The sequence below is a fragment of the Pseudomonas linyingensis genome (assembly GCF_900109175.1).
GTDB classification, from domain to species: Bacteria; Pseudomonadota; Gammaproteobacteria; order Pseudomonadales; family Pseudomonadaceae; genus Geopseudomonas; species Geopseudomonas linyingensis.
Genome location: NZ_FNZE01000009.1, coordinates 89,713 through 114,907 on the forward strand (window position 1 = coordinate 89,713; position 25,195 = coordinate 114,907).

A 25,195-nucleotide genomic window follows, 5' to 3' on the forward strand; every position below is an offset into this window, starting at 1 on the left:
CATCGACCCGCCTTGGGGTTGTGTGGACCTGCGTCAACGTGGGGGTAAGTGCTGATGGACCTGGAAACAATTCTCCAGGACGTACTGGACAAGGCCCACCGCGGCCACCGCTACGTCGCTGACCGTGAGCAATACCAGCGGCCGGAGCACTGGCAGACCGGTCTTATCGGCGACTGCGAGGACTTCGCGCTGTGGTGCAGGAATCAACTGGCGGTGCGCGGGGTTTCTTCCGAACTGCTCTGGTGCCGCACCGAGACTGGGGAACAGCACATGGCCCTGTACGCCCAGGGCTGGGTGCTGGACAACCGCTCGAAATGGGTGCGACGCAGCCAAGACGTGAACTACACCTGGCTCGGTCTGGGCGAACCCGACGGCACCTGGCGGGAGGTCACTGCATGAAGCTCGCCCTTGCCGGGTTCCGCGGCGAACTGCCGATCATCGATGAGCGGCTGCTGCCCGAGGCCAACGCCCAGGTAGCGCGCAACGTCTATCTGCGCCGCGGCACCCTGAAACCTGAGCGCGCGCCCGGCGCCGTGACCGGCTTGCCGGGGATCATCGCGCCGTCGTCCCTGTACAGGTACCCGAGCGGCAACAACGGAGCCGGGTTCTGGATGGCCTGGGGCAGCGGCAAACGCGTGCATGCCGTGAAGTCGATGCTGGCTGACGATGCCTGGAGCCGGGTCTACTGGACCGGCGATGGCGCGCCGAAGGTGGGTGGCATCGGCGAGATCACCGCCGGCGCCCAGCCATGGCCGAGCAGCAGCTTCCGCCTGGGCATTCCGGCACCTGCCGCAGCACCGACCACCAGCGCACCAGCGGGCCGCGTGCCGCTCGACGAGCAGCCGATCACGGCCGTGCAGGCCTACTACGTGGTGACTCTGATCAGCCGCTTCGGCGAGGAGGGGCCGCCCAGCCCGCCGAGCGGCGCCATCGTGCGCTGGGACATGGTTGAAGATGCGCCGGCAGGCGGCAACGTCGAGATCGCGCTGCCCGGGGTGCCCAGCGGCGCGCACGACATCGTCAGCAAGCGGATCTACCGCGCCGAGTCCGCCGGGGTCTACCAGTTCGTCGGCGACGTGACGGCGGCCGCCGGCAGCTTCACCGACAGCGTGCCCAGCGAGAACATGGGCGTCGCCCTGCCTTCCATCGAGTGGGACATGCCCGACAGCCGAATGGTCGGCTTGACCGCGCTGCCGGGTGGCTTCATGGCGGGTTACTTCGACAACACCCTGTGCTTCTGCGAGGCATATCGGCCGCACGCCTGGCCGGTGTCCTACCAGTTGGCGTTCACCGAGGACATCGTGGGCATCTCCGCAGTTGCCGGCGGGTTGGTGGTGGCCACCAACGGACGTCCGCACATGGTTACTGGCTCGTCGCCGGCCGCCATGGCCGACTCGCACCTCGACGAGGATCAGCCGTGCCTGTCCGGGCGGTCCCTGGTGGATATGGGCGAGTTCGCCGTCTACGCCTCGCCCAATGGGCTGGTAGCGGTGGGTGGCGGCCAAGCCCGCCTGCTGACGGCCGGCATGATCGGAAAGGATCAGTGGCTCGCCCTGCAGCCGGAGACCATCCACGGCTACCGCTACGACGGACGCTACCTGGCGTTCTACCAGGGCGGCTGCTTCACGTTCACCCCGGGCGAGGGCTTCGAGTTCTTCGACATCGGCGCCGAGAGCGGCTACTACGACCTGGCCGACGACACGCTGTACCTGATCCAGGGCGGCAGCATCACGGCCTGGGGCAAGGGTCAGCCGATGACCCTACGCTGGCGCTCCAAGGTCCACGAGATCCCGCCCGGCGCCGCTGGCTTCACCTGCGGCAAGCTCATCGCCAGAGAGTACCCGGCCACTCTGCGGCTGTTCGCCGACGGCGCCAAGGTGTTCGAGCTGGCCGTACCGGATGCCCGGCTGTTCCGCCTGCCCGCCGGCTACACCCTGAGCCGGGACTGGGAAATCGAGATCGAGGGCGAGACGGAAGTGCTGTCCGTGCAGATCGCTTCCTCGCCCAGCGAGATCGTCTAGCTCGCCCACCCGCTTGCCGTGAGGCACCGATGAACACTCGACGCAAGACCTTGCCGCCGGTCCCCGCCAAGGCGCCGGCCGAGCTGCGCCCGCTGATCGCCGCCATGACCGAGATGCTCGAGACGGGCGAGGGCGTGCGTGGTAACCCGCTGGACCGCAAGCCGACCATCCGCGACCTGCTGGACGGGGGCGTGGCGCGCCTGCGGATCGCCGGCAACCCTGGCTCGGGCCTGGTGCCAGGTAATGCTCCGCCTGACCTGTCAGTGCCGCCGGCGCCGACTGGCTTCGCCGCAACCGGCAGCTTCTTCGGCATGGTCCATCTGTCCTGGGATCCGCCGCACGAGCGGTACCGCAATCATGCGTACGCGAACATCTACCGCTCGGAAACGGACAACTTCGCCAATGCGGCGCTGGTCGGTCGCGAAGCGGGGATGTTCTACAGCGACCGGGTGCGCAACGACATCACCAGCGTCAGCGATCCACTCAGCCTGCCCGGCTACTACTACTGGGTCACCTTCAGCTCCACCGCCAACATCGAGGGCCCACCCAACTCGCCGGACGGTGCTTTCGCGCAACCGCTGCCAGATGGCAGCTACCTGCTGGCGCAGCTGTCGGGAACGCTCGGCTCGTCGCAGCTCGACAAGACCCTGCGCGACCGGATCGACAAGATCGACGGCCCGACAACGCTGGCTGGCTCCGTTGCGCAGCGGATTTCGGCTGAAAGCGCGGCCCGCGCCGCAGCGCTGGCCAGCCAGAACAGCGCGCTGTCGGCCAGCATCGCCGCCGAGCGCGACGCGCGCATCGCCGGCCTGGCCAGCGCCCAGGGCTATACCGACGCCAAGATCACCGCCGAGCAGACGGCGCGCGCCGACGGCTTCTCGGCGCTGGCCACGCAGATCGAGCAGATCGAGGCGGGGCTGGGGGGCGACTACACCGTCGGCATGGCCATCGAGCGGCAGGCGCGGATCGACGGCGACGGCGCGCTGGCATCGAGCATCGCCACACTGACCAGCTACGCCCAGGGCGTGGCCGCCGACGTGGTGAGCGAGCAGCAGGCGCGCGTCAGTGCCGACGAGGCGTTGGCCTCGGACGTGAGCGCGCTGTACGTCGAGACCGGCGAGCTGCAGTCCAGCATCTACGTCGAGGCCCAGGCCCGCATCAGTGGGGACAGCGCCCTCAGCGCCGTGCAGCAGGTCATCGCCGCGGCGAATGCCGTCGGCTCGGCGGCGCACAAAGTGTCGAGCGAGGTGTTCATCAGCGAGAACGAGGCGATGGCCACGCGCATCGAGGAGTTGCGCGTTGAGATCGGCGACACCGAGGCCGCAATCCGCACGGACATGGCCGTGCTGGCCACAGCCGACACCGCCCTGGCCAGCAGTCTCGCGACGGTGCAGAGCACGATGGCGGGCAACACCGCAAGCATCCAGCAGCATGCCGAAAGCATCAACGGGCTGTCTGGCGCCTACACCCTGAAGCTCGACGTGAACGGCTACGTCAGCGGCTTCGGCGCCTACAACAGTGGCACGCAGGCCGACTTCGCCGTGCTGGCCGACCGCTTCTGGGTCGCCCGGCCGGGGGCGGCCAACTCGAAGGTCAAACCGTTCATGGTGGTCGACGGGAAGGTCTACATGGACTCCGCGTTCATCCGCGACGCCTCGATTCAACAGGGTCAGCTGGGCCCCATCGGCTTCGGCAAGATCTTCGATGGCGCTGGCAGCCCGGTCACCACCGTTGCGGGCAAACTGCGCGCCGACATGCTGGACGTGGACAGCCTGCGGGTCGGCGACGCCAACATCAGCGGGGTCATCCAGTCCAGCGCCGTCAACGCGGCAGGCCTGCGCCGCTGGGTGCTCGACAAGAATGGGGGGCTGACCCTCAACGGCGCGGGGGCCGGCGGGCGCATGGAGATCCGCGACACCGTGATCAAAGTGTTCGACAGCGCCGGGCGCTTGCGCGTGCATATCGGGGATCTCAACGCATGAACCCGGGGTTCCGCACCTACGACGCGCAGGGGCGCGAGACCTTCAACATCTTCATGCCGGTTATCAGGCAGGAGTCGCTGCAGTACCTGCCTGCCAACAGCTCCGGCGCGATCGACCTGTCGGCCTACCTGGGCAGCTCCGCCGCGGTTCGCTTCGTGCCAGCCGATTACCACACGTTCCAGGACGTTATCGCGCCATATGCCTACATGGACGGCAAGCTGCTGCGCTGGACGACAGCAGCCCACGCCCACTACGCGATCGTCACAGGGGTGGTGCGATGAGCTACGGCTTTGCGGTATCCAACGACCTTGGACGCAAGGTGATCGACGAGACGCACAGCCTGCACGTTGTAGTGCCGGCAACGGTCACCAAGGAGCACCTGCAGTTCAGCGAACCCTACGGCGTCGGTTGGCGCTGGTACGAGCGCGTCGGCGTGCGGATCACCTACGTTCGCCCCTACAAGGGGCTCGAGCCGCCGATGGTCTTCATGCGGGGCAACGGCTCGCACCCGTCGACCTACGCGAGCGACTGGACACGTAACATTGGCCCGTCCTGGTACAACGAGCTGCGCTACCAACACCTTGGCGGCCCCGGGCGCTGGACCGGCGCATTTATCGGCGCCGTCATGTACACCGGCTTCAGCTATAGCGCTACTCCTCCAGCAAAACAGTATTCCGGCTGGGATCTGCGCAGCTACTTCATGGTCGCCGGCACGGCGGTGGATCCAGGTCCGGACGGCTACGGCACTGTCGTCTACGATGCGGCCGGCCGGGTGGTGTTCAACTCCAACGACAACTTCGTCGAGGTCACCGGCTACAGCAACGACTGGCAGTACCGTGGGCGCAACGAGTACGGGGCCGAGTACATCGAGCTATGGGAGAACCCTGGCGTAGTGGTGCCGTCGGCGAGCGGGCACTGGGTTTCCCTGCTGCCCTTTGGGCGGTACCGGCGCTACAACGGCGAGACGGCCACCGTGTTCCCGAGCAACGTGACGCGCAGCTACTCGCCTCATGTCTGCGTGATCGGCGGGCGCTCCGGAAGCCCCTTTCATCTGCCGCTGCTGACCGTCAAGACTAAGCTTCCGCTCAGCTACACCTACCCCTGATGCGGCGGTAAACTGAACCCCTATCCTTGTCGGGAGACAACGATGCCACAGCCCAACGAAAGGGCCTTCCTGCAGCATATGCTGCAAGGGCAGGCCGCCCCCATCCTGTTCTGCGAATCCCTGTTTCGCATCTCGCAAACCCTCGATGACCTCATCGACGGCGACAAGCCGGTGACCGGCAATGCCGTGTATCGCGCCTTCTGGGAGGCGCTGATCGACCTGCCAGGCAATCCCTTCTATCGCCAGCACGAGAGTGTTCTGCGCCCGCTGATGGCCGCTGCACTGCAGGACTGGCGCGACAGCGTGACCCTCGAGCGTACGGGCGACCATCACGGACGCACCCTGGCCTTCGTCCTGCGCGACCAGCTCACCAGTCTGGTGGTCCAGTGCGCCGGCATCGTCGGCGGTTTCGACTGGATGCAGCAGGTGTCGGCCGAAATCCGTCGGCACTTCCACGAGGACGCCCTGGATGACTACCTGGGCGAGTTCAAGACCGGAGCCGAGGAGGTGCAAGCATGAGCGGCGGCGGCGGGGATAGCGACAACACGGTCAAGGACACGCCCGAGCAGCGCTACGCGGCGCAGGTTGCGGCGGAGAAATGGAACTTCGCCCAGTCCACCCTGGCGCCGCTCGAAAACGAGTACATGGCGCGCGTCGAGGACATGGACTCCGAGGGCCGCAAGAGCTATGTCCGCGGCGTGGCCAGCCAGGCGTCACAGGCGCAGCTGGGCAACGGCTTGGCCGAGGTCGGCAGCCAGCTCGGCCAGGGCGGCATCAACCCCAACAGCGGGCGCTGGAACGGCACTCAGGCCGACTATGCCGAGGGCGTGGCGCAGGCTGGCGGCGAAACCATGGGGCGAGCCCAGTTCCAGAATGCCAGCGAGCAAGTGCGCGGGCTGCAGAACATCGTCGCCATCGGCTCCGGGCAAGAGGGGCGAGCGCAGGCCGGGCTCGGGCAGATTGCCGCGCAGTCGGCCTCCGATGCGCGCGGTGACGCCACCAACAGCTTCAACCGGCGCAGTGCCAACCTGCAGCTGCTGGGCGCGGTGGGCGGCGCGGCAGCCAGCTATGGGTTGAGCGTAGGAGCGAATGGCGGATTCACCGGCGGTGCCGTCGACAACGCGCTGGGTGCCGGATATGCCAAAGCGACAGGCTCCTTCGATACCAACTACGGCACGGCTGCACCGCTGAGCTGGCAACTGGGGATCAAGTAATGGCGTTCTACATCAACCCGAATGCGGCATTTTCCGGTGACCAGGGCGCTTCCACGGTGCTCGGTCAGCTCTATCGCGCGCAGTGGGACGACTGGAAACTGCGCTTCCAGCCCTACATCAACCAGCTGGCGAACCTGGCAGACGATCCGGACTATGCGGCGGGGCAGGGGGCCAATGCCGCGGCGGCCGTCGGTACCAGCTACACCAACACCGCACTGGGCCTGCAGCAGCAGCGCGCTGGGCTGGGCGTCAGCCTAACTCCGGCGCAGCAGCAGGCCGAGGACCGCAAGCTGGCACTCGGCCGCACCGCCGATTCCGCCGGCGCCTACAACCAGGCCAAGATTTCCGCCCGCGACCTGCAAGACCAAGTCCTCGCCGGCGGCATGGGCCTGTCCAACATGCCATCTACCGGACAGCAGGGGTAATCGCCATGTCCTATGGACTTCTCGGTCTCAAGAACCAGATGGAAGGCCAGGCCATCCAGGGCCTGCAGGATCTTTCCCAGCAGCAACAGCAGAACAAGGCGCTGGAGGAGCAGATGGAGCAGCAGCAGAAATCGCAGCGCAAGCAGTCGCAGGTAGGCATGGCCACCTCTGGCGCGATGCTAGGCGCCACAGTCGGCGGCCCTGTAGGCGCTGTTGTCGGTGGCGTCGCAGGCCTGTTGGCCGGCTCCTTCATGTAACAGGGCCTTCGGCCACACGCATATTGCCGGGAGGCAACATGGCAGGATTAGACACGCGCGGCGTGATGGATGGGTTCGCCCAGGGCTTCGGCCTGGTGGACGGTTACCTCAACCGGCAGGCTGCGCAGCAGCGCTCCGATCAGCAGATGGCGATGCAGGAGCGCGGGCTGCAGATGCGCGAGCAGGAGTTTTCCGCGCAGCAGGAGCAGCACCAGCAGCAGCGGGATCAGCAGATGATTGGCCAGTTCTACACCGGCTGGGCCAGCGGCATCGAGGCGCCGATTTCCGAGGAGCTGGCCGGCGCCTTCGAGCGCAACAAGATGGCCGACCCGCGGCACCTGTTCAATCCGCGGACCGAGCAGGCCGTCGAGTACGCCAACAAGCTGTCCAGTGGCGAGGGCAGCCTGTTCAGCCCGGAAACCGTCGAGCGCATGAACGACTTTTATGCGCCGCGCGTGAGTCGAGGCCAGGGCGGAAAGAAGCGCCTGGCCGGCATGTACCCCGGGCAGCGCGAGGGCACCCTGGTGTTCGAGCTGGAGGTCGAAGACGAGCAGGGCGGCAAGCGCCTGGTGCCGATGACCAAGAATCGCGGCATCGCTGGCGAGGACGACGAGGTCGCTCAGTACGACATCGAGCAGGCCATCGGCCCGGTGATGGGCGCCAAGTCGCTGTACCAGGCGCTCGGCCAGAGCCGCGAGAAAATGCTCGGCTACCTGCGTGCCTCTGGCTACCTCGCCAAGGATGCCGAGAAGTGGGAGCAGGTCGATGGGCCGGATGGCTCGATCCTGCAGCGGAACACTGCCACCGGCGAGATGAAAAGCGTTATCGGCCGCCCGCGCGTAGCTGGCAATGGTGGCGCTGGCGGCGGCCTGACGTCGCAACAGAAGAACTACCACTTCCTCCGCGACGAGATGGACTACCCGGAAGACAAGGCTTTTCAGGCGTCCTTTGGCGGCACGGGGGCGGTGAACGGCCGTGTCTCGGATGGCGCGAAGATGGGGCTTCAGCTGCTGAATGCCCAGATCAAAGAGGTCGATGCGAGGCTGAACGGGAAAGGCGCCCTGGCCATGGAGGAAGACGAGCTCGCAGCGCTCAGGCAGGAGCGCGCCGACCTGACCGCGCAGCGCAGCTCGCTGGCCGAAAGCCTCGGGCTGGCCGGTGTGCCGCAGAAAAAGGCCGGCAGCGAACCCGCTCCGCAGCCGCAACAGCCGACCGCCCAGCAGTCGCAGCGGGACGCGCCTACCGATCCGCGCCGACAGGCAGCTGACGACATCCTTGCCAGTGTCCTCGGAGGCGGTGCAGCGCCGAGCCCGGCCGAAGCGCGCCAGGATCAGCAGCCAAGGCAGGCTGTACCTGACCCGGCCAGCGGTCTGCTCAGCTGGGAGCAGCAAATGCAGGCAGCGATGCAGGAGCAACAGCGCAGGCAGCTTGCCTACGAAGAGGCCCGCCGGTATCAGCCGGTGACGCGCACAGGGCTGCAGCTGCCGGCGCAAATGCAAGGTCCGCAGCCCTGGCAGGGTGTTGGGCTTGATCCGAACCTTGTGCCGCGATAGGCGACCAGGGAGGCGTGTGGCGACGGCTGGCTGCGCGATGGCCAGCCGCCGCTGCAGTTGGTAGGCTCTGGACGACTTCAAGAGAAAAGGGATTTACATGAACATTGAAGAAGCCATTGAATTCACGCTGTACGCAATCTTCGGGATAGTCCTATTTATTTTCGGATACCCGTTGTTTATTGGTGCTTTTGCAGGATACGGCGCGCGCTGGGTTGCAGATGGCAGGCCGGAGATAAGTTCTGGTGCGGCTGTCGTTATTGGATGGGTAGTTGGTCTGGCCGTGGCGTTCGCCACGCTTAAACTTGGTCTCTTTCTCGGACTTCATTGGGAGTTCGGCGGCGGCGATGGATGTACTGGCGCCAAATACCAGTGCTGATCCCGTGAAACAACAAGGCCCGCGCAATGCGGGCCTTCGTTCTTGGGTCATGGCTGCGCGGCGTTTCGCTTCAGCATCGCCACCTGCTGCATCTTCTTCATCCTGAGCACCTCGACCTCGGCGATCCGTGCGGACAGCTCGTCTGCCTGGCGGATCAGGCGAAACCGCTCCTCGTCCGTTTCCGCCTGCACGATCTGCTTCTGGATGATGCTCAGCTCGTAGGTCAGGTGGTAGCTCTGCACGCTCAGGTCGGTCAGCTCGCGCTCCAGCTCCGCCGGCCTGGCTGCCTCGATGGCGTCCATGGTGCGCGGGATGAGGCTTTCTTCCAGGCGCGCGACGATCTCGGCCGTCAGGGAGCGGTGGTTTTCTTTGGCGACCGCCTCTAGCCGGGCTTTCAGGTCAGCCGGCATGCGGAAGTTCACTTGTAGGTCGATTTTGCTCATGGCGTAGATTCTGTAGCACATTGCTATAGACGGCAACAAAGCAGAATGCTTTAATCTGCTCACGACCAAGCAAAATGCTATACAAGGAGGTCGAGGTGAGCAGGAAAGACCCGCAGGTGAACATGAGGATTCCGGCTGATCTGCTGGACTACCTCGCCAAGACGGCAGAGGCGAACCACCGCAGCCGCACGGCAGAAGTGATTTACAGGCTTGAGCAATCGAGGATTCAGGATGAACAGGGCAAGCAGGCAAGCGCCTGAAATGAAGAAGCCCCGGCGAGGTGAGAGTCGCCAGGGCTTCGATAACGAGATCACCGAACAGGAAATCAACGTCATGAACAAGAATACCACCGAACCAGCCCAAGTCATCCCCTTCCAGTTCGAGGCCAGCGAGGTCCGCACCCTGCTGATCGATGATCAGCCGTGGTTCTGCGCCGCCGATGTGTGTGCCGTTCTTGGCTACGCGAACAGCCGCAAAGCCATCACCGATAACTGTCGTGCATCTGGTGTAACTGCCAGTGACATCAGGTCAGGAGGCCAGAAGCGTAGCGTCACCTTCATCAGCGAGGGCAATCTCTACCGCCTGATCATCAAGAGCCGGAAGGAAGAGGCCCAGCGCTTCGAGGCCTGGGTGTGCGACGAGGTTCTCCCGGCGATCCGCAAACACGGCCGCTACGTCGACGGGGCTGGCAAGCTGGACACGCTGCTCGGCTCTACCATCGGCACCAACGGCTTCAACATGCTGGGCTCTGTCATCAAGGGCAAGGTCGCCATGCTGCCCAAGGAAGCGCGCCGCCGGGCGACGATGAAAATCTGGTCGCAGACGCACACTGCCTTCGGCGTGCGCTCCGCCCAGGACATTCCAGCCGACCAGCTCGACGCCGCGCGCAACTTCGTCGCCGCCTACGCACTGGAAGGCGATTGGCTGCCGAAAGCGAAGGAGGAGGCCGGCGTCTTCATGATCGACCATGATCTCTACCGGGTCTGGTTCATCTGCCGGCACTTCGACGTGCTGAACAGCGTGCAGCGGCAGGCGGGGCTTTGCCGGCTCCTGTCCGGCCTTGGCTCTCGCCTCGGCGCCGAGATGATCGACCACTTCAGGGATGGCGGAGCCGCCGTTCACGTCCTGCTCAATAAATACGGCCCGGCGATGAACGAGGCGGCCGACCGCCTTGGCCTGAACCGCAGCACGCACTGAGCGCCGAAGCCGCCATAGCCCGCGGCTTGCCGTAACATGTCCAGACGGGCAGGCCAGAACGCCTGCCCGTTTTGCTTTCAAGATCATTGTCGGGAGACAACGATGCAGCAGAAACAGCAAGGCGAGGCTCCCCGCTGGGAGATCGTCGCCGGTTCCGAGCAATTCCAGTCCGCGCCCGCCGAGGTGCGCGAAACCGTCCGCCAGCGATTCTATGAACAGTACGTCGCGCCATCCGTGCCGCAGGGCATGGAGCAGGACGTGTGGGCACGCTTCACCGAGCGAACGTCGGCTGATGTGCTGAGCGCGGCGCCGGCGCCGGCTAGGAATCAGATGGAGCAGGACACTCCAACCCTGGGCGAGCAGGCCGGCGGCCTGGCGCTGGGCGGCCTGAAGGGCGCCATGCGCTCGGTGAAGTGGGCGCCGGACCTGGTGCAGATGGTCGCGCCCAACCCGGTCACCCAGGCGGCCTCGGACTTCTTCCAGCGCGGCATCGAGGCCGCCGACCAGCTCACCCCCGAGGCTTACCGCGCCCAGCAGCAGCGCCCGATCCTCTTCGAGGACGAGCAGGGCAATCTGGACTGGCAGATGCCGAGCATCGGCCAGACCGCCGGGGTGATTGCCGAGAGCCTGCCGCAGATTCCGTCGATGCTGGTGGCCGGCGGGGCCGCGGCCAGAGGCCTGCAGGGACTTGGCCTGGCCAAGGGTGCGGCGCAGGCCGTTGGCTACGGCGCGGCGAACTCGGCGATGGTCACCCCCCTGCAGCACGATGAGGTGCTGCGCGAAGCTCTCGCCGAGGGGCAGCGTCAGGGCCTGACCGGCGAGGCGCTCGAGCAATACGCCAACGAGCGCGCCAATGCGCTGGCGCAGATCGTCGGCCCGCTGTCGTTCGCCACCGGCGCCGCCGGCCTCGGCCTGGCCGCGCGCCTCGGCGAGGGCTCCGGCAATGTGCTGTCTGGTTTCGCCAAGGGCGTGACGGCCGATACGCCGTTCGAAGCCATCGAGGAGGGCGGGCAGCATGTCGCCGCCGATATCGCCATGCGCCGCCAGGTCGACGCCACCGGCGCGCTCAATGCCGGCGCCATGGGCGCCTTGGCTGGCGGCGTCACCGGCGGCGCGCTGGGCGCGGTCAGCAGCGGCCCGGTCGTCGGCGCTCCTGACGTCGACACCACCCAGCCCAGCCAGAACACCCGCGGGGGCCGCGAGCTGGACCTGCTGCTGGAGGAGGAGATCGACAATGCCAATCCGGGCGGCGACCCCGAGTCGCTCGCGATCCAGGCGCTTGACCCGGAGAGTGCGCAGCTGCACCAGGATGGCCAGCTGGCGGCGAGCGAGCCGTCCACCAGCCTGGATCTGGCCGCCCACGAGGCAGCCACCTCGCCGAACAATGATCTGCGCGAGCCGACCCAGGCACAGAAGGAGGCCGGAAACTACAAGAAGGGCCGGATCCGCGTGCAGGGGATGGACATCTCAATCGAGAACCCGCGTGGTTCCGAGCGCAGCGGCGCCGGGCCGGATGGTGCCGAGTGGCGCCATACCATGAGCGACCACTACGGCTACATCAAGCGCACCACTGGCGCTGACGGCGAGCAGGTGGACGTTTATGTCGGCCCGCAGCCAGATAGCGCCCAGGTGTTCGTCGTCGATCAGCTGAACCAGCAGGACGGCAGTTTCGACGAGCACAAGGTCATGCTCGGATACCCGGACCAGGCGTCGGCCATCGCGGCCTATCGCGCGAACTTCGACGAGGGTTGGCAGGTCGGGCCGGTGACTGCCATGCCGGTGGGTCAGTTCAAGGCCTGGATCAAGGATGGCGACCTTTCCGGACCCATGGCCCAGAAGCAGCCCGAGGCGTCCACCGCCCAGCCAACTACTCCGGGTATTACTGCCCCCGCTCCGAATATTGCGGGCGCAGCTCCGGAGGTAACGGGGCCGGCTCCGAACACTGTAGGTCAGGTGCCCCTGGTCAGGAGCTCTGTGGGTGAGCCCTTGTCAGGCGAGAGCGAACCCGTCGTTCCACCGCGATCGCCGCCTGTTGCGCCACCGACCGTCGGCCATCAGCTCAAGGCTCCGCCGGCCAACTGGCGCCGCAACTACATCCAGGCCCGCCAGTACGCCAAGACGCTGGGCGTTCCGCTGAAGGCGGGGCAGAAGCTGGCCGAGATGGTGGCGGCAATTGATGAGCGGATCGACGGGCCTGACTCAAGCCAGCCTTTCGCCCAGCCAGAGCAGGCCGCAGCCCAACCAACCCCGCCGGCCAGCGGCCGAGTACAGACGCAGGCCGAGACCTTCAAGCGCTGGTTCGGCGACAGCAGGGTGGCGGATGCCGACGGCAGGCCGCTGACGGTGTATCACGGCACCAGCGCCGATTTCTCGAGCTTCGATCCCGGGCGCAGTGGCAAGGCCAATGGACTGATGTTCGCCCGCGGCATCTACCTGACCGCCAACCCCGAGTATGCCGGGGCGATGGCGCAGGGCGACGGCAGCAACCTGATGCCGGTCTACGCGAGCCTGCAGAACCCGGCAGTGTTCGATTCTTATGCAGAGGCCAACACGCTCGGCAGCGCCGAATGGAAGCGCATCGAGTCCGACGGAGTGCATGACGGCGTGATCATCATGGATCGGGGCGCCATGTCCGAGGTGATCGCCTTCCGTCCCGAGCAGATCAAGTCCGCCGTCGGCAACAGCGGCGACTTCGATCCGACCAATCCCGACATCCGCTACCGCCTGGATGGCGAAGAGGGTGGCCACCTGCAGGCTTCGGCCGCTGTCGAAGCCCTCGCCGCCGCCCCCGAGCTGGCCGGTATTCAGGTTGTGCAGTCCTTCGCCGACCTGCCGCTGTCGGTCAGGACCCGCGCCGAGCGCGATGGGGTGGCGCCGAGCGACCTGCGCGGCGTGTTTCGCCAGGACGCCCAGTATCTGGTCGCCGACAATCTCGACAGCGTCGACGATGCCGTGCACACCGCAGTGCACGAGATGGTCGGCCACCTGGGGGTGCGCGGCGTGCTGGGCAACGAGCTGGATGCCACCCTCGAGCGCATCTACTCCAGCGAGGCGGCGACCGCCAAGGGTCGCCAGCGCATCGCCCAGATCCGCGAGGTCTACGCGTCACCGCTGCAGCGCAGAAGCGCCGCCGGGCAGCGCCTGCTGGTGGCCGAGGAGATCGTCGCCCACCTGGCTGAGTCGGGCGACCGAGCGGGGGCGCTGCAGCGCTTCGTGTCGAAGGTCCGCGCCATGTTGCGCAAGCTGTTCCCGCAGGTCCGTTGGACCTACAACGACGTCCTGGGGCTGGTCGATCAGTCGCGCGCCTGGCTGCGCCGACAGGGCGGTGATGTTCCGGTGAAGGGCGAGCAGCGCTATGCCCTGGTCGCGCCGGCCGCAACCGCCGACGCGCCGCCCAGCCAGGGCCGACTGAGTGCCGACGCCACCCAGGAGTCGGCAGGTGTCGAGTTGCCTGCCGAAACACTCGCCCGCAGGGGGCAGCGCCTCTGGCAGGACAAACTCAACCGCTTCACCGTGATCAAGGAGTGGCTGGCAGAGCGCGGCGTCGAGCTGAGTGAGCAGGCCGACGTGTACAGGGCCGAGGAGCGCATGCACTCGCGCTTCGCCAACAAGGCCAAGGATTTCCGCGAGGGCACAGTGCGCCCGATGGTAGAGAAGATTCAGCAGGCCGGCTTCGGTATGGACGAGGTCGCCCAGTACCTTCACGCCCAGCACGCTCAGGAGCGCAACGCGCAGATCACCAAGATCAACAAGCAGATGCCCGACGGTGGCTCCGGTATGAGCAATGCCGAGGCCCGGGCGATCCTCGCTGCCGCCGACCCGCAGCTGGTGCGCCTGGCCAACGAGCTGCGCGCGATCACCGACCGCACCCGCAAGGTGCTGCTGGACTTCGGGCTGATCGGCAAGGAGCAGGCAGACGCCTGGCAGAAGGCCTACCAGCACTATGTCCCGCTCAAGGGTGGCCCGGACGGGCAGGCGCAGGCCGGCACAGGAAAGGGCCTGTCGGCGAGCCACAAGACCAAGCGTGCCCTCGGGCACAAGGTTCGCGAGGAGGGCGAGTGGATCGTCGAGAACATCATCGCGGACCACGAGCGCGCGCTGATGGCCGCCGAGAAGAACCTGGTCGGCCGGCACCTGCTGAAGATGGCCATAGATGTCGGCATGGACGAGATCATGACTGTCGGCAAGCCGGAGAAGCGTGGCGTGCTGCAGAACCGGACCAGCTATGAGGTGTTGTATCAGGGTCGTCCGATTGGCGCCTTCGAGACGCTGGAGGGTGCGCGCACCTTCAAGACGGCAGCCCCGCTAACCATGAAGAAGGCAACCCTATCGGACTTCACCATCCGCCAGAGCAACGACCCGAGCGTGGTCTACATGGCCAGCCCGATGCCGGCGCCGAACGAGGCGCTGGTCTACGTCGACGGCCAGGTGATCCGCGTCCAGATCAACGACGACCTGCTGGCCCGCGCCTACAACAATCTGGGTGCCGATGCGCTCGGTACCTTCCTGTCAGTTGGCCGCGCCCTAAACCGCTGGTTCTCCACCGTCTACACCGGCTACAACCCGGAGTTCCTGGTGACGAACATCATCCGCGACTTCACCACCGGCCTGGCCAACGCCACCGGTGAGGAGGGCGCGCTGTTCGCGGCGAAGACGGCGAAGAACTACTTCGCCTCGTTCGGCGCACTGCTGCGCTACGCTCGCAAGGGCATGGCCGATCAGTGGATCCGCCAGTACCGCGAGGACGGCGGCAACACCGGGGCAGCCTACCTGTCCGACCTCGAGCGGCTGGGCGCCGACGTACAGGCCGAGTACGCCGCCTATCAGGGCGTGATGGCCAACCTGCGCAAGGGCAGCCTCAAGGGAGCAGCGCGGGCTGCTGGCCGGCGCGCCTTCAACGCCACCCTGCGACACATCGAGGCGTGGAACGAGGCGGGCGAGAATGCCATGCGCCTGGCGCTCTACCGCACCTCCATCGAGCAGGGCAAGAGCCGCAACCGCGCCGCCAGCCTGGCCAAGAACACCACGGTGAACTTCAACCGCAGGGGCGAGCTTGGCGCCCAGGCCAATGCGCTGTACCTGTTCTTCAATGCCGGCGTGCAGGGTACCGCCTCGCTCGCGCACGCCCACTTCAAGGGCCGGCACAAGCGTCAGGCCTGGGCAGTGTCCGGCGCCATGGCGGCGCTGGGCTACAGCCTGGCGCTGCTGGCTGCCGGTGAAGATGAGGACGAATACGAGAAGACCCCGGACCACGCCAAGGCGCGCAACCTGGTGATCCCGCTCGGCGACGGCAAGCCGCTGACGATTCCGATCCCTTATGGCTACGGCTTCTTCTTTAACTTCGGGCGGCTGGTGGCGGATGCCCAGCGCACGGGCGAGACCGACGGCACGGCGTGGAAGTTGGCAGCATCCTTCGTTGGCGAGTTCACCCCGTTCAGCGGCGCCGTGGCCGGCGACGAGCCCGAGCTGGCGCAGGCCGGACTGTTCCTGCTACCAACCGTGGGGCAGATTCCGCTGTCGGTCGCCTTCAACCGCACCAGCTTCGGCGGGCCGATGTACCCGGAAAACAGCTTCAAGGAGTTCGAGCCCGACCGGCTGAAGATGTGGCGCGGCACCGAAGGCACCTGGGCCGACAGCTTGGCCGGCGCGCTGGAGGGCGTCGGCATGGACGTGTCGCCGGAAACCCTGAAGTACCTGAACCGCACCTTCACCGGCGGGGCCGGCAACTTCGTCGGCTCGACGGTGGATGCCGCGGCGCTTGGCGCCCAGGGCGCGGCTCCGGAAATTCGGGAGATCCCGTTTCTGCGCAAGTTCTATCGGGAGAATGGTGTTGGCGACGCCCGGGCGCGCTTCTGGCGCTACCAGGCCAAGGCCAAGAAGGCAGCCGAGGAGCTGGATCGGGCCATCGATGCCGGCGACCGCGGTCGTGTGCGGGCGCTGGTGGGTGAGAGCCGCGAGCTGATCGCCATGGCTGAGGTCGCCCAGGCCTTCAGTGAAGCATCCGGAGCCGTGCGCGACCGGGTGCAGGAGATTCGGTTGGGCGACCTGCCGGTAGCGGAGCAGCGCGATCAGATTCGCCGGATCGAGCAGCGCGAAACCGAGCTGTACGACCGCTTCATCGGGATCTTCAAGGCGCGCGTGCAGGCGCAGTGAGCGCGGGCGGCAGGGAGGCCGCCGCTCAGGGCAGGACTATCTCGGGGTCCGAGCAGTCTATAGCGGTCGAGAGGCCGTGCACGATGATGCACTGCCGGACCTCGGGCACACCTTCGATGGTGCCTGGCACCGGCACCGAGACGACCTCGACCACCGAGCCGTCGACCTTGGTCGAGCTGATCAGCCGGGCGCCTTGCTGGAGCAGGCGGTCGGCTCGGGCCTTGTCGCGGGCGAGAGACTCGGCGCGCTCTCGGCGTTCGGCTTCCTTGTCCACGCAGCCGATCAGTGACGCAGAAGCGGCGAGGATGATGGCGAGGGCTGCAGGTTGGACTTTCATGAGAGGGGCTTCCATGCGATGCAGGGGCTGGGAGGATAGCCACGGAAGCTGGCGATATGCCAGGGCCTGATTTCGGCGCCGGCGAAGAGCTGGAGGGAAGTTTCGCTGCCCAGAACGGGCGGGGAGGGAGCCTTTCTCAGCCGTGCGCTTGGGGCACGTTTTGGGGCAAGCGGGGTGTTTTGGTGTGTTCTGATGTGGCTGAAAGCCCCGTAATTCCTACACACCCAGCACCATGAGAACCCCTAGGGAACTGCATGGTGATATTGGCGGTGGAAATCACAAATCTGTCCCGGAAGGAGCGCGCTGGTGCGCAAAAAAGGCGCAATTGTAGCGCTTTGCGTCAGCCGCGGCAGCCCAAAGGATCGACGGTTTCTCAATCCTGATAACCGTGATGGGCGTCACGCCTTGCTTGATGCAGAATGATGGCCTTTTAGATCAACCTGTTACGGCGTTTATCTCGATGAACATCACGGAAATGCTGCGCATCCTGGCCAGCCAGGATGGATCCGACCTCTACCTTTCGACCGGCGCGCCGCCCTGCGCCAAGTTCAACGGCGTGCTGCGCGCCCTGAGCAAGGACGTGCTGATGCCGGGCGACGTGGCGAAGATCGCCGCCGAGGTGATGGATGCCGAGCAGCGGGTCGATTTCGAGCGCGAGCTGGAGATGAACCTGGCCATCTCGCTGCCCAACATCGGCCGTTTCCGGATCAACATCTTCAAGCAGCGCAACGAGGTGTCCATCGTCGCGCGCAACATCAAGCTGGATATCCCTCTATTCGATGATCTCAAGCTGCCGCCGGTGCTGCTTGACGTGATCCTCGAGAAGCGCGGTCTGGTGCTGTTCGTCGGCGGCACCGGCTCGGGCAAGTCCACCTCGCTGGCGGCTCTGATTGACCACCGCAACCGCAATCACAGCGGTCACATCATCACTATCGAGGACCCGGTGGAGTACGTGCATCGGCACAAGAAGTCGATCATCAACCAGCGCGAGGTCGGCGTAGACACCCGCAGTTTCCAGGCGGCGCTGAAGAACACCCTGCGCCAGGCGCCGGACGTGATCCTGATCGGCGAGATCCGCGACCGAGAGACCATGGAGCACGCCCTGGCGTTCTCGGAAACCGGACACCTGGCGATCTCCACCCTGCACGCCAACAACGCCAACCAGGCGCTGGACCGCATCATCAACTTCTTCCCCGAGGAGCGTCGTCCGCAACTGCTCAACGACCTCGGCAACAACCTCAAGGCCTTCGTCTCCCAGCGTCTGGTGAAGACCGTCGACGGCAAGCGTCGCGCCGCGGTGGAGATCCTGATGGGTACCGCGACCATCCGCGACCTGATCAAGCGGGGCGACTTCAACCTGATCAAGGAAGTCATGGAGAAGTCGCGACCGCTGGGCATGCAGACCTTCGACCAGGCGCTGATCGATCTGGTCAACGAGGGCGCGATCAGCGAAGAGGAAGCGGTGAAAAACGCCGACTCGGCGAACAACGTGCGCCTCAAGCTGAAGCTGCATCGCGACGGCGAGGGCGGTCAGGCCAAGCCCGACGATACCTCGACCTGGAGCCTGGAGCCGACCATGGAAGAGGAAGAGGAACAGCCCTTCGTCTGACCCCTGCCAGCGCCGTCGTGATGACGGCGCCCGCACCCCAAGGAATGCCGGAGCGGACGCGAGTCGACTCCGGCATTCCTGTTTCAGCTGCGCAGGTAGACCAGCACCAGATGCCAGCCGAACTGGGTCTTCAGCGGACCCTGCACCTGGTGCAGCGGTTTGCGGAACACCACGTTCTCGAACGGCTTGACCATCTGCCCCGGACGGATCTCGCCGAGATCGCCGCCGCGCTTGCGCGAGGGGCAGAACGAATGCCGGCGGGCCAGGGTGGCGAAGTCCTCGCCCTTGGCCAGACGCGCCTTGAGCTGCTCGGCTTCGGCGGCGGTCTTGACCAGGATGTGGCGGGCCATGGCGATGGGCATCGGCGGACTCCTCGAGTGGATGGCGAAGGGCGCGCAGTTTAGCGCGTGAGCCCCGTTCGGTCATGCCCGCTCGGGAACAAAAAGGCCACTGCGCCTGGGGCGGCAGCGGCCTTTGTCATCCGGTGCAATGATGGATCAGTAGACCCAGACTTCCACGCGGCGGTTCTTGCGGCGGCCGTCCTCGCTGTCGTTGGCGGCGACCGGCAGGGCATCGCCCAGGCCGCTGATTTCGCGGACCAGCACGCCGCCCTTGACCAGTTCGCGCTGCACCGCCATGGCACGCAGCTTGGACAGCAGCAGGGCGCGGTCGCGGTTGTCATGCTTGGGGTCGCCAAAACCGACCAGCACCACCTGGCTCATCATCTTGTTGTTGTCGCGCAGATAGCTCAGCACCCGACGCAGGTCGCGCAGCGCCTTGTTGTCGAGTTCGGAGCTGCCTTCAGCGAAGCGGAAGTTGACCGCCAGACGCTGGGCGTTGTTCGCCAGAGCGCTGTAGCTGTCCGGCATCTCGCCATGGGCATCGACCTTCATGGCCTTCACGGTCTGGGCGATGAAGCCGGTCTGCGCGACGATTGCCTGGCCACGCGGGCTGTGGGCGAAACGCACCAGCTGCTGGGCCCAGGGATTGCCTTCACCCGGCTTCATGTACAGGAACAGGCGGCGCGACAGCGGATAGTCCTCGGTGGCCACCAGTTCGGTGCTCGGCAGCATCGGCTGCGAGTCGCCGGTGCTGACCGCCAGCGCCTTGGCCTGGCGGATGTAGGGCAGGCCGATGAAGCCGATGCCCTGCGGGTCCTGGCTGACCGAATCGGACAGCTTGACGCTCGACTCGAAGCGCTTTGCCGACGCGGCCAGGCTCTTGCCCTGGCTGCTCAGCACCAGCTCCTTGAAGGTGTCCCAGGTGCCCGAGTTGTCGTCGCGGGCGTACAGGTTGATCGCGCCACCGCGACCACCCAGTTCCTCCCAGGTCTTCACCTCGCCGGCGAACACCTGGCCCAGCTGCGCGACCGACAGTGCCGTCAGCGGGTTGGCGGGGTGCAGGATCACCGCCAGGCCGTCGATGGCGATCACCTGTTCGCCTTCCGGGCTCTTCAGGTCGCCGAGGCGGGCCAGACTGGCGGCTTCACTGTCCTTGATCGGGCGCGAGGAAGCGGCCAGCTCGGCGCTGTTGTTGTCCAGAGCGACGAACCCGGTGCTCGAACCGTGGGCAGCGATGGCGATGTTGACCAGGCGACCCTTGTCGTCACGCGCGGTGACACGTTGCTCGTTCTCGCCGCTGTCCTCGATGCGCACCTCGGTGAAACCGTCCTTCTCCAGCATGCCGCCGACCAGCGCCGGCCCCAGCTTGGCGCCGATGGTGTTGGAACCCTGCAGGCGCAGGGCCGGCTTGCCGTCGGTGGGCAGGGGCAGGGCGGCGAAGCTGCCGAGCGGAGTGGCAATGGCCAGCAACCCGCCGAACAGCAGACGGGCAGTGAAAGGCAGACGGCGGGGGGAGCGCAGCATGGCGGCAGGGAACCTTGTTGGTCAGGTTTGAAGATGCCGCGCAGATTAAGTCAATGCGATGACCGTTCTGTTACAAGACAACCGCGCAAGTGTGAACTGGTTCACGCCAGCTCAAGCCATATCGGCGCGTGGTCGGAAGGCTTGTCCATGCCGCGCAGGTCGTAGTCGATGCCGGCAGCCTGCAGGCGCGGGATGAGGCCGCTGGAGGTCATGATCAGATCGATGCGCAGGCCGCGCTTGGGCTGGTCCTCGAAGCCGCGGCTGCGGTAGTCGAACCAGCTGAAGCGGTCGCAAACCTCGGGGTGCAGCTGACGGAAGCTGTCGACCAGCCCCCAGGCGTGCAGGCGGGCCATCCACTCGCGTTCTTCCGGCAGGAAGCTGCACTTGCCGCTGCGCAGCCAGCGCTTGGCGTTCTCTGCACCTATTCCAATATCAATATCTTGCGGCGAAATGTTGAAGTCACCCATCACCACCAGGCCGTCCTGCGGAGTGAAGCGTTCTTCCAGCAGGCGCTGCAGATCGGCGTAGAACTGCGTTTTGGCCGGAAACTTGATCGCATGATTGCGGCTCTCGCCCTGGGGGAAGTAGCCGTTGAATACGTGCAGTGGCTGGCCGTGCTCGTCGGTGAAGGTGGCGCCGATGAAGCGGCGTTGCGAGTCCTCGCCGTCCCAGGGGAAGCCCTTGAGCAGATTCTGCGGTGCCTGGCGCGACAGCAGGGCAACTCCGTAGTGGCCCTTCTGGCCGTGGTACTCGACGTGGTAGCCAAGCGCCTCGATGTCGGCATGGGGAAACTGCTCGTCGGCTACCTTGGTTTCCTGCAGACCGATGACATCCGGCTGGTGCCGCTCGATCAGCTCAGCCAACTGATGAGGACGTGCGCGCAATCCATTGATATTGAAGGAAACGAGTTTCACGGAGTAGTTTTCCATAGCGACAGTTCAGCGGCGATCCTAACCGATCGTGCGGGCGGACGACCAGATTGCCTGGCGCGACGCGGAGTCGTCAGTAGTGGCGCAAAGTGCATGGAATTGTCTGTTCGGCTGCATGCTAGGCTTTTACGGATAAGTCGCTGCCTGACCGCGATCTCGCGACTGGGCAGGGCTCGATGGCAGTTCATGTGGAATATCATTATCCGCGCTCAACCACCTTGATTAATAAGGAAAAAGAAATGACTCAAGTAACCCTGAAAGGCAACCCGGTTCGCGTCGACGGCAACCTGCCGCAGGTCGGCAGCCAGGCCCCGGCCTTCCACCTGGTGGGAACCGATCTGTCCGAGCACACCCTGGCCGACTTCGTCGGCCGCCGCAAAGTGCTGAACATCTTCCCGAGCATCGACACTCCGACCTGCGCCACCTCGGTGCGCAAGTTCAACGTCGAGGCCGGTGGATTGGACAACACCGTGGTGCTGTGCATTTCCGCCGACCTGCCGTTCGCCCAGAAGCGCTTCTGTGCCTCCGAAGGCCTGGACAATGTGATCAACCTGTCCACCCTGCGCGGCCGCGAGTTCCTCCAGGACTATGGCGTGGCCATCGCCGAGGGCCCGCTGGTCGGCTTGGCCGCCCGTGCCGTGGTGGTACTGGACGAGCACGACAAGGTGCTGCACAGCGAGCTGGTATCCGAGATCGGCAACGAGCCTGACTACGCCGCGGCACTGGCCGTGCTCTGATCGGCCTCGGGCGCGGTGGGCTGCCCTGCGGCCCATCGCGTTTGCCGATGAACCACCGATTGCATGCCTGGCCCCGCAGACGCCGATTCGTCAGCTAGCTTTAAACCAGTTAGGGCGAATCACGGGGCAGCAGCCAATGGCCAAGGGAAAGAAGAAACAAGCAGCGGAAACAGCGGTTGAGAAGGAAAGACTGGGCCGCAAGGACTATGAAACCGAGTTGAGGCGGCTGCACGTCGAGCTGGTCAAGCTGCAGGAATGGGTGGTGGCCAAGGGCCTGAAGGTGTGCGTCGTCTTCGAGGGCCGCGATGGTGCAGGCAAGGGCGGCACGATCAAGGCGATCACCGAGCGGGTCAGCCCGCGGGTGTTTCGCGTGGTGGCGCTGCCGGCGCCCACCGACCGGGAAAAGACCCAGATGTATGGGCAGCGCTACCTCGTCCATATGCCGGCAGCCGGCGAAGTGGTGATCTTCGACCGCAGTTGGTACAACCGCGCCGGTGTCGAGCGGGTGATGGGCTTCTGTACCGAGGAGCAGGCCCAGCGTTTCCTCGGCATTGTGCCGCTGTTCGAGAAGATGATGGTCGAGTCCGGGATCATCCTCATCAAGTACTGGCTCGAGGTGAGTGCCGAGGAGCAGCAACGCCGCCTGGAGGACCGCATCGACGACGGGCGCAAGATCTGGAAGCTGTCGCCCATGGACCTGAAATCCTTCAGTCGCTGGGACGAGTACACCCGCGCCCGCGACGAGATGTTCGCGGCCTCCGACACCTCCTGGGCCCCCTGGTACATGGCGCGCTCCGAGGAAAAGCGGCGGGTGCGCCTGAATATCATCAGTCACCTGCTCCAGCAGATTCCCTACGAGGACATCACCCGGCAGGAGAAGGTCAAGCTGCCCAAACGCACCAGGATCGGCCGCTACAAGGCAGTGCCGTATCCCTTCAGGATGGTGGAAGAGCGCTTCTGAAGGGTGACGCACAAGGCAAAGGCCCGCGGACATGCCGATGGGCCTTTGCCGACAAGCAACGGCATTCAGCGGTAGGTCAGGCCCGCTTGCTGGGTGGTGACGCGAGTGCCGGCGGTGCCCTGGACGATTGCCTCGATATCCGGCAGCGAACCGATCACCGCCACCTTGCCGGTATGGCGGGCGAACTCGCAGGCGGCCTGGACTTTCGGACCCATGGAACCGGCGGCGAAGCCGAGGCGCTCCAGCTCGTCCGGGTGCGCCTCGGCGATGGCTTTCTGCGTCGGCTTGCCCCAGTCGATATAGGCCGCGTCGACGTCGGTGGCGATCACCAGCAGGTCGCTTGCCAGCTGTTCGGCCAGCAGGGCCGAGCAGAGGTCCTTGTCGATCACCGCTTCCACGCCCTGCAGCTTGCCGTCCCGATACAGGGTCGGGATGCCACCACCACCGGCGCAGATCACCACCGAGCCCTTTTCCAGCAGCCACTTGATCGGGCGGATCTCGATGATCCGTCGCGGGCGCGGGCTGGCCACCACGCGCCGGAACTGGTTGCCATCGGGGGCGATGCTCCAGCCTTTGTCCCGGGCCAGGCGCTCGGCTTCTTCCTTGGTGTAGACCGGGCCGATCGGCTTGGTCGGCTTCTGGAAGGCCGGGTCGGCGCCGTCCACCTCGACCTGGGTGAGGATGGTAGCGAAGGGCAGCTCGGCCGGCAGCAGGTTGCCCAGCTCCTGTTCGATCATGTAGCCGATCATGCCTTCGGTCTCGGCGCCGAGTACGTCCAGCGGGTAGGGGTTGGCGGCATCATAGGCCGCGCCCTGCAGGGCCAGCAGGCCGACCTGAGGGCCGTTGCCATGGGCAATCACCAGTTCGTTGCCGGCGGCCACCTTGGCGATCTGCTCGCAGGCGACGCGCACGTTCTCGCGCTGATTCTCCGCGGTCATGGCCTCGCCACGGCGCAACAGGGCGTTGCCGCCCAGGGCGATGACTAGTCGCATGCTCGATCTCCTCTCAGATGTCCGCCAGGGTCGATACGAGGATCGCCTTGATGGTGTGCATGCGGTTTTCCGCCTGGTCGAAGGCGATGCAGTAAGGCGACTCGAAGACGTCGTCGGTCACCTCGATGCCATTGGCCAGGTGCGGATACTGCGCGGCGATCTGCTGGCCGACCTTGGTCTCGCTGTTGTGGAAGGCCGGCAGGCAGTGCATGAACTTTGCCCGCGGGTTGCCGGTGGCCTTCATCATGTCCATGTTGACCTGGTAGGGCAGCAGTTGCTGGATGCGTTCGCCCCAGGCCTCCACCGGTTCGCCCATGGACACCCACACGTCGGTGTGGACGAAATCCACGCCCTTGACCGCGGCCTTGGCATCTTCGGTGAGGGTGATGCGGGCGCCGGTTTCCTCGGCGAACTTCTTGCAGGCGGCGACGTGTTCGTCGCTCGGCCAGAGGGCCTTGGGCGCGGCGATGCGCACATCCATGCCCAGCTTGGCGCCGATCAGCAGCAGCGAGTTGCCCATGTTGTTGCGCGCGTCGCCCAGGTAGGCGTAGCTGATTTCGTGCAGCGGCTTGTCGCTGTGCTCGCGCATGGTCAGCACGTCGGCGAGCATCTGGGTCGGGTGGTATTCGTCGGTCAGGCCGTTGAACACCGGCACGCCGGCGTACTTGGCCAGGTCTTCGACGATTTCCTGCTTGAAGCCGCGATACTCGATGGCGTCGTACATGCGACCGAGCACGCGGGCGGTGTCCTTCATGCTTTCCTTGTGGCCGATCTGCGAGGAGCCCGGATCGATGTAGGTGACGCTGGCACCCTGGTCATAGGCGGCCACCTCGAAGGCGCAGCGGGTGCGGGTGGAGGTTTTCTCGAAGATCAGCGCGATGTTCTTGCGCTTGAGGTGCTGCTGTTCGGTGCCGGTGTACTTGGCGCGCTTGAGGTCGCGGGACAGGTCGAGGAGGTAACGCAGTTCGCGGGTGCTGTGGTGCATCAGGCTGAGCAGGTTGCGGTTGTGCATGTTGAAAGCCATGACGGATCACCTCTG

Annotated in this window: 24 protein-coding genes; 17 read left to right on the plus strand and 7 right to left on the minus strand. The window is 65.7% G+C overall.

Annotated features, from left to right (window positions below; genetic code table 11):
* Window positions 1-54 precede the first annotated feature (54 nt).
* From BMZ19_RS12520 to BMZ19_RS22160, 11 genes are all read left to right on the plus strand, one after another.
* Window positions 55-399: a transglutaminase-like cysteine peptidase gene (locus BMZ19_RS12520; RefSeq protein ID WP_090311384.1), complete on the plus strand. Its 345-nt coding sequence runs from the start codon at window positions 55-57 to the stop codon at window positions 397-399.
* A complete protein-coding gene (locus BMZ19_RS12525) occupies window positions 396-2,021 on the plus strand; it encodes a hypothetical protein (RefSeq protein ID WP_170847756.1) in 1,626 nt (541 codons plus the stop codon). The genes BMZ19_RS12520 and BMZ19_RS12525 overlap by 4 nt, the downstream gene beginning before the upstream one ends.
* Window positions 2,022-2,050: 29 nt before the next feature.
* The gene (locus tag BMZ19_RS12530) at window positions 2,051-4,003 is read left to right on the plus strand and encodes a phage tail tip fiber protein (protein WP_090311385.1); all 1,953 of its coding nucleotides are present in this window, start codon (window positions 2,051-2,053) and stop codon (window positions 4,001-4,003) included.
* Window positions 4,000-4,284, plus strand: a complete 285-nt coding sequence (locus tag BMZ19_RS12535; RefSeq protein WP_090311387.1) for a hypothetical protein — start codon at window positions 4,000-4,002, stop codon at window positions 4,282-4,284. The genes BMZ19_RS12530 and BMZ19_RS12535 overlap by 4 nt, the downstream gene beginning before the upstream one ends.
* Window positions 4,281-5,108 carry a hypothetical protein gene (locus BMZ19_RS12540; protein WP_090311389.1) on the plus strand — a complete coding sequence of 276 codons (828 nt, stop codon included), beginning with the start codon at window positions 4,281-4,283 and terminating at the stop codon, window positions 5,106-5,108. The genes BMZ19_RS12535 and BMZ19_RS12540 overlap by 4 nt, the downstream gene beginning before the upstream one ends.
* A 42-nt stretch (window positions 5,109-5,150) precedes the next feature.
* Window positions 5,151-5,627: a hypothetical protein gene (locus BMZ19_RS12545; RefSeq protein WP_090311391.1), complete on the plus strand. Its 477-nt coding sequence runs from the start codon at window positions 5,151-5,153 to the stop codon at window positions 5,625-5,627.
* Window positions 5,624-6,322 (plus strand): hypothetical protein, encoded by a 699-nt coding sequence (locus BMZ19_RS12550; protein ID WP_090311392.1) that lies wholly within the window; start codon window positions 5,624-5,626, stop codon window positions 6,320-6,322. The genes BMZ19_RS12545 and BMZ19_RS12550 overlap by 4 nt, the downstream gene beginning before the upstream one ends.
* Entirely contained in the window at window positions 6,322-6,747 is a 426-nt protein-coding gene (locus tag BMZ19_RS12555; protein WP_090311394.1) for a hypothetical protein, read from the plus strand. The genes BMZ19_RS12550 and BMZ19_RS12555 overlap by 1 nt, the downstream gene beginning before the upstream one ends.
* Window positions 6,748-6,752: 5 nt before the next feature.
* Complete coding sequence (locus BMZ19_RS12560; RefSeq protein WP_212633229.1) at window positions 6,753-7,004, plus strand: hypothetical protein; 252 nt, start codon at window positions 6,753-6,755, stop codon at window positions 7,002-7,004.
* A 38-nt stretch (window positions 7,005-7,042) separates the two neighbouring features.
* Window positions 7,043-8,557 (plus strand): hypothetical protein, encoded by a 1,515-nt coding sequence (locus tag BMZ19_RS12565; protein ID WP_139214669.1) that lies wholly within the window; start codon window positions 7,043-7,045, stop codon window positions 8,555-8,557.
* Window positions 8,558-8,654: 97 nt separating this feature from the next.
* A complete protein-coding gene (locus BMZ19_RS22160; RefSeq protein WP_139214670.1) occupies window positions 8,655-8,933 on the plus strand; it encodes a hypothetical protein in 279 nt (92 codons plus the stop codon).
* Window positions 8,934-8,980: 47 nt separating this feature from the next.
* Here the strand turns inward: BMZ19_RS22160 and BMZ19_RS12570 are convergent, their stop codons facing one another.
* Window positions 8,981-9,376 (minus strand): Arc family DNA-binding protein, encoded by a 396-nt coding sequence (locus BMZ19_RS12570; protein WP_090311397.1) that lies wholly within the window; start codon window positions 9,374-9,376, stop codon window positions 8,981-8,983.
* Between the two features lie 95 nt (window positions 9,377-9,471).
* On the opposite strand from BMZ19_RS12570, the gene BMZ19_RS12575 reads away from it, so the two are divergent.
* The 3 genes from BMZ19_RS12575 (at window position 9,472) to BMZ19_RS12585 (ending at window position 16,726) form a co-directional block, all read left to right on the plus strand.
* Complete coding sequence (locus tag BMZ19_RS12575; protein ID WP_139214671.1) at window positions 9,472-9,636, plus strand: Arc family DNA-binding protein; 165 nt, start codon at window positions 9,472-9,474, stop codon at window positions 9,634-9,636.
* Between the two features lie 73 nt (window positions 9,637-9,709).
* Window positions 9,710-10,573 carry a BRO-N domain-containing protein gene (locus tag BMZ19_RS12580; protein ID WP_170847762.1) on the plus strand — a complete coding sequence of 288 codons (864 nt, stop codon included), beginning with the start codon at window positions 9,710-9,712 and terminating at the stop codon, window positions 10,571-10,573.
* 102 nt (window positions 10,574-10,675) lie between these two features.
* Window positions 10,676-16,726 (plus strand): LPD38 domain-containing protein, encoded by a 6,051-nt coding sequence (locus BMZ19_RS12585; protein ID WP_090311403.1) that lies wholly within the window; start codon window positions 10,676-10,678, stop codon window positions 16,724-16,726.
* A gap of 25 nt (window positions 16,727-16,751) precedes the next feature.
* Here BMZ19_RS12585 and BMZ19_RS12590 read toward each other — a convergent pair whose 3' ends face one another.
* Window positions 16,752-17,063 (minus strand): hypothetical protein, encoded by a 312-nt coding sequence (locus BMZ19_RS12590; protein WP_090311405.1) that lies wholly within the window; start codon window positions 17,061-17,063, stop codon window positions 16,752-16,754.
* A gap of 460 nt (window positions 17,064-17,523) precedes the next feature.
* On the opposite strand from BMZ19_RS12590, the gene BMZ19_RS12595 reads away from it, so the two are divergent.
* Complete coding sequence (locus BMZ19_RS12595; RefSeq protein WP_090311407.1) at window positions 17,524-18,672, plus strand: PilT/PilU family type 4a pilus ATPase; 1,149 nt, start codon at window positions 17,524-17,526, stop codon at window positions 18,670-18,672.
* An 83-nt stretch (window positions 18,673-18,755) separates the two neighbouring features.
* Here BMZ19_RS12595 and BMZ19_RS12600 read toward each other — a convergent pair whose 3' ends face one another.
* The 3 genes from BMZ19_RS12600 to xthA form a co-directional block, all read right to left on the minus strand.
* Window positions 18,756-19,034 carry a peptidylprolyl isomerase gene (locus tag BMZ19_RS12600; protein WP_090311409.1) on the minus strand — a complete coding sequence of 93 codons (279 nt, stop codon included), beginning with the start codon at window positions 19,032-19,034 and terminating at the stop codon, window positions 18,756-18,758.
* A 135-nt stretch (window positions 19,035-19,169) separates the two neighbouring features.
* Complete coding sequence (locus BMZ19_RS12605) at window positions 19,170-20,537, minus strand: substrate-binding domain-containing protein (protein ID WP_090311412.1); 1,368 nt, start codon at window positions 20,535-20,537, stop codon at window positions 19,170-19,172.
* Between the two features lie 101 nt (window positions 20,538-20,638).
* Window positions 20,639-21,451, minus strand: coding sequence for an exodeoxyribonuclease III (gene xthA, locus BMZ19_RS12610; protein ID WP_090311563.1), 813 nt, complete (start codon window positions 21,449-21,451; stop codon window positions 20,639-20,641).
* A 254-nt stretch (window positions 21,452-21,705) separates the two neighbouring features.
* On the opposite strand from xthA, the gene tpx reads away from it, so the two are divergent.
* Window positions 21,706-22,203 carry a thiol peroxidase gene (tpx, locus tag BMZ19_RS12615; RefSeq protein WP_090311414.1) on the plus strand — a complete coding sequence of 166 codons (498 nt, stop codon included), beginning with the start codon at window positions 21,706-21,708 and terminating at the stop codon, window positions 22,201-22,203.
* A 136-nt stretch (window positions 22,204-22,339) separates the two neighbouring features.
* Window positions 22,340-23,164 (plus strand): polyphosphate kinase 2, encoded by an 825-nt coding sequence (gene ppk2 / locus BMZ19_RS12620; RefSeq protein WP_090311416.1) that lies wholly within the window; start codon window positions 22,340-22,342, stop codon window positions 23,162-23,164.
* Window positions 23,165-23,229: 65 nt separating this feature from the next.
* Here the strand turns inward: ppk2 and arcC are convergent, their stop codons facing one another.
* On the minus strand, window positions 23,230-24,156 hold the full coding sequence (arcC, locus tag BMZ19_RS12625; protein ID WP_090311418.1) for a carbamate kinase: 927 nt from the start codon (window positions 24,154-24,156) through the stop codon (window positions 23,230-23,232).
* A 13-nt stretch (window positions 24,157-24,169) separates the two neighbouring features.
* Window positions 24,170-25,180: an ornithine carbamoyltransferase gene (locus tag BMZ19_RS12630; protein WP_090311420.1), complete on the minus strand. Its 1,011-nt coding sequence runs from the start codon at window positions 25,178-25,180 to the stop codon at window positions 24,170-24,172.
* Window positions 25,181-25,195 lie beyond the last annotated feature (15 nt).